Annotated in this window: 8 protein-coding genes; 4 read left to right on the top strand and 4 right to left on the bottom strand. The window is 39.3% G+C overall.

Annotation, left to right across the window (positions count from 1 at the left end):
- Nucleotides 1-26 precede the first annotated feature (26 nt).
- The 3 genes from K6V43_RS08995 to K6V43_RS09005 are packed head-to-tail and all read left to right on the top strand — an operon-like array spanning nt 27 to nt 2566.
- Complete coding sequence (locus K6V43_RS08995; protein WP_222382741.1) at nt 27-1010, top strand: ABC transporter ATP-binding protein; 984 nt, start codon at nt 27-29, stop codon at nt 1008-1010.
- A complete protein-coding gene (locus tag K6V43_RS09000; protein WP_222382747.1) occupies nt 1003-1782 on the top strand; it encodes an ABC-2 family transporter protein in 780 nt (259 codons plus the stop codon). The genes K6V43_RS08995 and K6V43_RS09000 overlap by 8 nt, the downstream gene beginning before the upstream one ends.
- A gap of 1 nt (nt 1783) precedes the next feature.
- Nucleotides 1784-2566 carry an ABC-2 family transporter protein gene (locus tag K6V43_RS09005; protein ID WP_024392579.1) on the top strand — a complete coding sequence of 261 codons (783 nt, stop codon included), beginning with the start codon at nt 1784-1786 and terminating at the stop codon, nt 2564-2566.
- Nucleotides 2567-2915: 349 nt separating this feature from the next.
- Here K6V43_RS09005 and K6V43_RS09010 read toward each other — a convergent pair whose 3' ends face one another.
- The 4 genes from K6V43_RS09010 to K6V43_RS09025 all read right to left on the bottom strand — a co-directional run bounded on the left by K6V43_RS09010 (nt 2916) and on the right by K6V43_RS09025 (nt 6983).
- Nucleotides 2916-3722 (bottom strand): Cof-type HAD-IIB family hydrolase, encoded by an 807-nt coding sequence (locus tag K6V43_RS09010; RefSeq protein WP_222382749.1) that lies wholly within the window; start codon nt 3720-3722, stop codon nt 2916-2918.
- A 2-nt stretch (nt 3723-3724) separates the two neighbouring features.
- Entirely contained in the window at nt 3725-4564 is an 840-nt protein-coding gene (locus tag K6V43_RS09015) for a Cof-type HAD-IIB family hydrolase (protein WP_222382751.1), read from the bottom strand.
- 9 nt (nt 4565-4573) lie between these two features.
- A complete protein-coding gene (locus K6V43_RS09020; protein WP_222382753.1) occupies nt 4574-5830 on the bottom strand; it encodes a CapA family protein in 1257 nt (418 codons plus the stop codon).
- A 214-nt stretch (nt 5831-6044) separates the two neighbouring features.
- A complete protein-coding gene (locus K6V43_RS09025; RefSeq protein ID WP_222382757.1) occupies nt 6045-6983 on the bottom strand; it encodes a dihydroorotate oxidase in 939 nt (312 codons plus the stop codon).
- 224 nt (nt 6984-7207) lie between these two features.
- On the opposite strand from K6V43_RS09025, the gene gdhA reads away from it, so the two are divergent.
- On the top strand, nt 7208-8554 hold the full coding sequence (gene gdhA / locus K6V43_RS09030) for an NADP-specific glutamate dehydrogenase (RefSeq protein ID WP_024404056.1): 1347 nt from the start codon (nt 7208-7210) through the stop codon (nt 8552-8554).
- Nucleotides 8555-8679 lie beyond the last annotated feature (125 nt).

An 8679-nucleotide genomic window follows, 5' to 3' on the forward strand; every position in this document is an offset into this window, starting at 1 on the left:
AACGTTTTCAGCGAGGAGATTCAGATATGATTCAAGCAGAGCATCTATCAAAAACATATTCAGTTATAGATAAGGAAGTCGGTTTAAAAGGATCAATCAAAGCCTTTTTCAAACCAAAGAAAAAATTAATTCCAGCGGTCCAAGACATTTCCTTGCAAGTTGAGAAAGGAGAAATTATTGGATATATTGGCTCAAATGGTTCTGGTAAGTCAACCACAATCAAAATGTTAACTGGAGTCTTATTTCCTGACCAAGGACAAGTTCGCATCAACGGGTTGAACCCACAAGAGCAACGTAAAGAAGTGAATAAGCAAATTGGCGTCCTCTTTGGGCAAAAATCGCATCTTGATTGGAATTTACCCGTACAGGAATCTTTTATTCTACACGCCAAAATTTATGATGTTCCAGATCAGCTATTTAAAGAGAGATTAGCTGTCTTGATTGACTTATTGGATTTGGCAGACATCATGAAGCAACCTATCCGTAACCTCTCTTTAGGACAACGAGTTCGCTGTGAATTTGCGGCTATCTTTATTCACCAACCTGCCGTTGTCTTTTTGGACGAACCAACCATCGGCTTGGATGCCAGCGTAAAGGAGACTATTCGCTCCTTTATTCGCTATATGAATCAAGAATACCAGACTACTTTTTTGATTACATCCCATGATATGAAGGACATTGAGAGTCTCTGTGAGCGGATTTTCATCATTGATAAAGGCAAAAAAGTTTACGATGGTTCTCTGACCATTCTAAAAGAACGGTTTTCCACTATCAAAACCATCCTTTTTTCCACAGAAAAACCAATCGAACAGGACTTACAATTGGAAGGCTTGGAATTTGTTCGAAAAGATGATTTTCACTTTGAAATCCACTACCAAAGTAAAGTTTGGACCAGTGCTCAGGTGATTGAGCAAGTCTTCAATCACTTTACTGTGGAAGATGTTACCATGAAAGAATTGGAAATTGAGACCATGGTCCGCCAAATTTATGAGGAGGGTATCCATGCGTAAATATCTCTACATGACCCGCCTGACTATGATGACTGCCTTACAATATAAGGCCTTCTTTGTGGCCACCTTCGTTTCACTGGCAGTGAAGATCTTGGTGGCTCTCTATGTCTGGAAAACTATTTTCTTTACTCAATCTGAAGTCAACGGTTTTACCTTGCAAACTTTTACCACTTATATTATTTTCGCCAATTTACTAGCCAGTTTGAATTCTTTCTCACTGGGTGAAGATTTATCTTATAGTATTTTGAAAGGGAGCATTGCTGGAGAATTTCTCAGACCCTACTCCTTTATCCTAGCACTCTTTTTCAAAGATTTAGGAAATAAACTGTTGGAACTCTTTAAATTTGGACTCGTATTTATCGGAATCTTGCTTGTTCATCAAGATTTCTATTTGCCTGATGGGAAAACATTGCTCCTTTTTCTCGTCAGCTCCATCCTCGGCATGTTTATCGTCCAACTACTAGATATGGCTTTTGGATTTTTGGCTTTTTTTACCGTCAACGCTTGGGGCGTTATGCTCTTGAGAACCGGTCTCTTCAATCTAGCCTCTGGAGCACTCTTGCCACTCAGCTTTTATCCAAAGGCCGTGGAAAACTTTTTAAAGCTATTGCCCTATAATTATGCTGTTAATGTCCCTATCTCCATTTTACTTGGGCAAGAAAGCGATCTAAGGGCTCTGGGCTTGCAAGTTCTTTGGATACCTTTTCTCACTCTTTTTATTGCAGGCCTTTGGTCTCAAGCCAAACGACGCATTGTCATTTTTGGAGGTTAACATGAAAAAATATATCAGCCTCTACTTGTATAATATCAAAGTCTTCATGATGGCTCAGATGTCATTTCGCGTGGACTTCTTTATCGGGCTATTCTCCTCTTTGATTGAACAAATTGTCTATCTCATTTTCCTCAACATTCTCTTTGGAAACATTAAGGAAATTGCCGGTTTTAATTACGGCCAAATGCTTTTCATCTATGGAATTGCAACAGTTGGTCGATCTATTCACTTAATTTTCTTTGATAATCTTTGGATGTTTGGTAGTCGCTATATCCGACAGGGTGAATTTGAACGACTTATGCTGATGCCTGTCAATCCACTCTTTCAACTCATTTGTGAACGAATTCAGCCACAAGGAATTGGGACGACGCTTATCGGTTCCATTGCTCTCTTTCAAGCTTCCAAAGAACTTGGCCTGGAATGGAGTCTTGGTAAACTAATCTTACTTATTTTTATTACAATTTGTATTGGCTTACTCTATGCAGCAATACAGCTTGGACCTACTGCTCTAGCTTTTTGGATTGTAGAGTCTTTTCCATTAACTATGGGTATTTTTGCCCTCAATCAGATGGCCCAATATCCTCTAAATATCTATCCAAAAATCATTCAAATTTTTCTAATTTTTGTATTTCCTTACGCCTTCACAGCTTATTTCCCAGCACTCTATTTTTTAGATTTGTCAATGTGGGGACTAGCCTTGCCACTTGTCCTTATCGTCATATTTAGCATCAATTACAAAATCTTCCGCTACGGCATGACCAAATTCACCAGTGTAGGTGGTTAAAGACATCGGAGCTGGATGTCAGTAGAGACTGGGAAGTGGCTAAGTCATGTTGGAAATAAAGTCAGCGACCGTCGCTTTTAGAGTCTGTTAGTTTGCTTTTAGTACTAGGCGACAAGCTCCAGACAGTACGGCCTGCACCTCAGTTCCTTGTCAGACTAGGCGACGCTGATGCAGATAGAACCCTATTACTATTTTGTTTCAAGGTAACAGGCTGAAAGGCTCCACTGGAGCCTTTCACTCATCAAATCAAGTCAACAACGTCTGCTATTGATTTTTGAAGAGTATAATCTAAATGACGATATCATTACCTACAAAAACAGCTTGACCGCCTTTAAGCAGTCAAGCTGTTTTAGTTTGAGGTTAGCAGTACTTGTTCAATCACTTCTAATACTCCTGATTGATTATTTGAAGGAGCAACAAACTTTGCTGCTCTAATCACTTCCTCTGGACTACCTTCCATCGCATAGGAATATGTAGCATATTCGAGCATTTCTAAATCGTTACCACTATCACCAAATACCATTATTTCACTTGGAGAAATCTCCCATCGACGGGCAAGAAAGTCTAAAGCGATCCCCTTGTTAATTCCTGAAGGGATAATATCAATAAATCCAAAACCACTAGACACCGCTCGGGCCTTTCCTTGACCAACTTGATTAAGCTCTTTCAACAAATCCGGAATAACTTCTTCTGGTAAATGAAGAGTGATTATCGTCATCTTATCGTCCGGTAATTGTAAGAGACTTTCCACCTCCTCACAGACAAAATTATGACCTTGAATAAGTTGTTTAAAATCAACATTTACATCTTTTGCATAATAAAGTGCTTTAAATCCGCTAACTGAACAGGACCTTAGCAAATCCTTTTGATTTAATATTTCTAATATTCCCTCTACAATATCTTTCTCAAAATGAGATTCAAATATTCTGACACCGTTTTCTACTATAACAGCACCAACTTCGGAAACAATGGTCATTTGATTTGCTTCTTCAGTAAAAAAGGAACGAATCTGTTGGTATTGGTTGCCAGAAATGGCTGCCATCTGGACCCCCATTTCTTGCATTTTCTTGAATATTTTCTGAAATCTTGGACGGTCATAATCATTTTGAGAATTGAGGAATGTCCCATCCATATCAAAGGCAATTAATCGAATCATTTTTACTCCCTCTCCTGTTCAATATAGGTCTCTATTACTCGGAAAACTCCAGACTCTAGATGGCTAGGTGCCCTATATTTGGCAACTGACTTAACTCTATCTGTCGCATTTTCCATGGCATAGGAATACCCTACGTAGGACAATAATTCGATATCATTGTCTGAATCACCAAAGGCCATCACGTGCTCAGGGGCAATCCCTAAACTGTTCAAAACCTGCTCCAAGCCCCAAGCCTTATGAATACCATGTGGTAAGATATCAATAGAGCCGTACCCACTCGTTACTGCAACTAATCGACCTTGAAAAGCCTGATTAAACCGCTCAGTTAGCTGATCTACGCGATTTTCAGGCACCCATAGACCGACCTTATAAATCGGATCAAGGGTAGGATAAATACTGAGATTTTCTAAGTATTTTACTCGATTTTGGAAAGCAGCCATTTGTGCAGGCTCGATTGGTAAATCAGTTCCTGCAAAAGGCATGTTTGCTCCTACCTGCATATAAATATTTTCTTCATTTGATAACATCAGACACACGTCAGCCCATTGTCCGCTGAAAAAATCTAAAATAGCCTTCGTTTCCTCTTGCAGAATGGTACGACGGATAAGTGTTTTACCATTCTGATAGACATGAGCCCCATTATCTGCAACAAAGATAAGTCGGTCTTCAAATCCTTTACAAAGTTGCAATAATCTACCCATTCCATTGCCACTAGCGATCACAAAAGGAATATTTTTTTGATCTAACTGATTCAAAATGATAGAAAAACGTTCTTTATCAAAACTTCCCTGACCATCTAAAAATGTTCCATCCATATCTGTTGCGATTAATCCAACCGTCATTTTTTCTCCTTACCATGTTAAATTGACAAATTCCTTCATTTCCTGATAGGCTGTATCTACACGCGCCTGTGTCTCAGGGTCCAATTGTCCATAATACTGCCCACCAGCAATCCAATCTTCTAATATATAGGTTTGATAAGTGAATTGTTCATAGCCTTCTGTTGAATAAGTACCCTTTGAAACACGACTAACCCAAGTGGGATGAGCTTGAGCTGCTTGAATACTTGTCTGACCATCCTTTTTCTGAATGGTCACATCCATTAGAACACCTCTCTCAGTCCACTGGGCATTAGGGGTATCTTCCATGGTTTCGATACGCTGATTTGACAGAAAATTTCCCATAGAGTAGATAATCAATTTTTTCTGGCCGTCTTTCTCAATAATCTCAGCTGGTTCAACCACATGAGGATGTCCTCCAAAAACAATATCAGCTCCCCAGTCCACCATTTTCCGATACAGACTCGTCTGTTCTTCCGTTGGCTCCAACTGATATTCCACACCCGTCTGAGGCATGACAATGGTAATGTCCGCCTCTTTTTCAGCCTGTTCAATCTCTTCTTGCATCTTTTCTTGATTGAAATCTGATAAATAGGCATCATATTCCTCTTGACTCAGCAAAGCCTCCATCCCATTGAAACCATATGCATAGGCTAATACTGCAATTCGAATACCATTTACCTCACGAATATAGACTGGAGCAGTTGACCGATTTCCGTCAGCATAAACTCCAACCGTGTCCACCCCAGCTTGCTGGAAAGTATTAACTGTGGAAATCAGACCTGAAAGATGAGAATCTAGGATATGATTATGAGCTAAGTCCACCAAATCATAGCCTGCGTCATGAATATTGGTAGCAACGATACTAGGAGCATTAAAAAGTGGATACCCCGCTAAATCAAAATCTGGAGAAATTGTCCCTTCAAAATCCGCAATCGCAAAATCTGCCTGGTCAATCCAAGGCTTGACATAGGTAAAGTTTTCCGAAAAATCATAACTCCCATCAAATTGCTCTGCTCCTCGAAGAATTGGTAAATGATACAGTAAATCCCCATGGACCATGATACGAACAGAATTTTCTGAATGAGCTACCTGATTTGAATCAACATGTTGTGAACCTGATTCTTTCTGAAGACTAGGAACAAGATGCTCACTAATGATAATAATAAATAATATAATAACAGCCAGGCCACAAATAAAGAAAAAATGCATCTTTGTCCGAGATGAAGACATTCTTACTTGACGAGCATAACGTGTTCTTCTTCCCATATCATTCCACCTCATATTAACTTCATTACTTACTTATTATACGACTTTTTTCTCAAAAAATCTAAAGAAATTAGCCATTTCTAAATTCATATACCTTTTGTAAAAATTCAAGTTTCGGCATCTTCCGACTGGAAAGCATTGTTAAACAAAACTTCTGAAAATAAAAAGGCTGGAAATACAATACATTCCAGTCTTTTCTTAGTTCTCCTCACATCTAGTCATCTAAATGCCGTAACTTCCCTCGGAAGTCTTCAATACTGTGATAGCCTTTTTCAAGCATGATGGCTTGCAATTCAGCTGTGATTCGTTCAAAAGCGACTGGACCTTCTTTGTGAAGAGTAGTCCCAATTTGAACCATACTAGCACCACATAAAATATGCTCAAAAGCATCACGTCCCGTCAGAACACCACCTGTTCCAACAATCTGAATTTCAGGTTTCAACCGTTGGTAAAAGGCATGGACATTGGCAAGGGCAGTCGGTTTGATATATTCTCCTCCAATACCCCCAAAACCATTTTTGGGCTTGATAACCACTGATTCATCTTCAATGTAGAGACCGTTACCAATTGAATTGACACAATTGACAAAGGCTAGTGGAAACTGATTAAAGATTGCTGCTGCTTGATCAAAATGAACAATATCAAAGTAAGGTGGCAACTTAATACCAAGCGGTTTTGTAAAATACGTGAATACTTCGCGCAAAATGGCTTCCGTCGTTTCAAAATCATAAGCAATTTGTGGTTTTCCGGGAACATTGGGACAAGAGAGGTTTAGTTCCGTTAATCCTTTAAAGCCACTAGCCTCTACTGTTTTTAAAATCTGATGAGTTTCATCTGGCGACATTCCAACTAAAGATAAAACAAATGTACGTTCTGGTTCCGTTTCCTGCAATTCCAACAAATAATCCAAATAATAAGACAAGCCTTGATTCGGCAAGCCCATCGAATTAATAGAACCAAGTGGCACATTCTGGTACCGAGGTTCTGGATTTCCCGAACGATATTCTAAGGTTGCTGTTTTTGTAACAAACGTTCCTGCTGCAGACTGTTTCACTTCATTCAGTTCTTCCTTGGTCATACACCAAACACCAGCTGCATTCATCAAGCAATTATCAAACTGAAATCCACCTAAAGTTGTTGCTGTTGAAACCATATTATCCTCCATATAGGTCATTCTTTCTTGATTATATCATAAGAAACAAACGGATTTTCTTCATTTACTACTAACGTTCGGATTTTAAACCGAAAATTTATTAAATTTTTTTAAAATTCTTACATTTTCTTCTTTACATTTAAAAATCATAGTGCTATAATAATTTTCAGATAAATTAAATTGTCAGACAATTTAATAAATAAAAAAGAAATCAGGTGATCTACATGACAAATGCAAAAGCATACATCCAAGCGTCATTCGAAGCTGTTAAAGCTCGTAATCCTCACGAGACAGAATTCCTTCAAGCTGTAGAAGAGCTCTTCTCTACCCTTGAGCCTGTCTTTGAAGCACATCCAGAATATATTGAAGAAAACATTCTTGCTCGTATCGTTGAGCCAGAACGTGTCATCAGCTTCCGTGTTCCATGGACTGATAAAGATGGTAATATTCAAGTTAACCGTGGCTACCGTGTACAGTTTAACTCATCTGTAGGCCCATACAAAGGTGGTCTTCGTTTCCACCCAACTGTTACACAATCTATCTTGAAATTCCTTGGTTTTGAACAAATCTTCAAAAACGTTTTGACTGGTCTTCCAATCGGCGGTGGTAAAGGTGGTTCAGACTTTGATCCTAAAGGAAAAACTGACGCTGAAATCATGCGTTTCTGCCAAAGCTTCATGACTGAATTGCAAAAACACATCGGTCCTTCACTCGATGTACCTGCTGGTGATATCGGTGTTGGTGGACGTGAAATTGGTTACTTGTATGGTCAATACAAACGCCTACGTCAATTTGATGCTGGTGTCTTGACTGGTAAACCTCTTGGCTTCGGTGGTTCATTGATCCGTCCAGAAGCGACTGGTTATGGCTTGGTTTACTTTACTGACAATATGTTAGCAGCAAATGGTAAATCATTCAAAGATCAAACCGTTCTTATCTCAGGTTCTGGTAACGTTGCTCAATACGCAGTTCAAAAAGCTGCTGAACTTGGTGCAAAAGTCATCTCTGTTTCTGATTCAAATGGTTACATCATTGACGAAACTGGTATCGACTTCGACCTCTTGGTAGACATTAAAGAAAAACGCCGCGCTCGTTTGACTGAATATGCTGCCGAAAAACCAACTGCAAAATACTTTGAAGGTTCTGTATGGAACTACGATGGTAAAGCAGATATTGCCCTTCCATGTGCAACTCAAAATGAAATCAACGGCGAACAGGCTGCTGCCCTTGTGAAAAATGGCGTTTACTGTGTAGCTGAAGGTGCTAACATGCCATCTGACCTAGATGCAATCAAAGTTTACAAAGAAAACGGTGTTCTTTACGGTCTTGCTAAAGCTGCGAACGCTGGTGGTGTTGCCGTATCAGCACTTGAAATGAGCCAAAACAGCCTTCGCTTGTCATGGACCCGTGAAGAAGTTGATGGTCGTCTAAAAGACATCATGGCAAACATCTTCAACACAGCTAAAGAAACTGCAGAAAAATACGACCTTGGTAAAGACTACCTTGCTGGCGCTAACATTGCTGCGTTTGAACAAATTGCAGATGCAATGATTGCTCAAGGTTTGGTATAATCTCTTGTTTATTTGTGATGTAAGCGCCCAATAACAAAGTATATTGAAAAAGGCTCCAAAGTCCTGTCGACTCTGGAACCTTTTTCTATTTACATGCTCTTTTAATTTTTTCCTTCCATGGCAAA

Source organism: Streptococcus suis, from assembly GCF_019794615.1.
Classification (GTDB): Bacteria; Bacillota; Bacilli; order Lactobacillales; family Streptococcaceae; genus Streptococcus; species Streptococcus suis_AI.

Coding starts and splice junctions, on each gene's coding strand:
- K6V43_RS09000 (WP_222382747.1), top strand. CDS start 1,003: ATGCGTAAATATCTCTACATGACCCGCCTGACTATGATGACTGCCTTA.
- K6V43_RS09005 (WP_024392579.1), top strand. CDS start 1,784: ATGAAAAAATATATCAGCCTCTACTTGTATAATATCAAAGTCTTCATG.
- K6V43_RS09020 (WP_222382753.1), bottom strand. CDS start 5,830: ATGGGAAGAAGAACACGTTATGCTCGTCAAGTAAGAATGTCTTCATCT.
- K6V43_RS09025 (WP_222382757.1), bottom strand. CDS start 6,983: ATGGTTTCAACAGCAACAACTTTAGGTGGATTTCAGTTTGATAATTGC.
- K6V43_RS09010 (WP_222382749.1), bottom strand. CDS start 3,722: ATGATTCGATTAATTGCCTTTGATATGGATGGGACATTCCTCAATTCT.
- K6V43_RS08995 (WP_222382741.1), top strand. CDS start 27: ATGATTCAAGCAGAGCATCTATCAAAAACATATTCAGTTATAGATAAG.
- K6V43_RS09015 (WP_222382751.1), bottom strand. CDS start 4,564: ATGACGGTTGGATTAATCGCAACAGATATGGATGGAACATTTTTAGAT.
- gdhA (WP_024404056.1), top strand. CDS start 7,208: ATGACAAATGCAAAAGCATACATCCAAGCGTCATTCGAAGCTGTTAAA.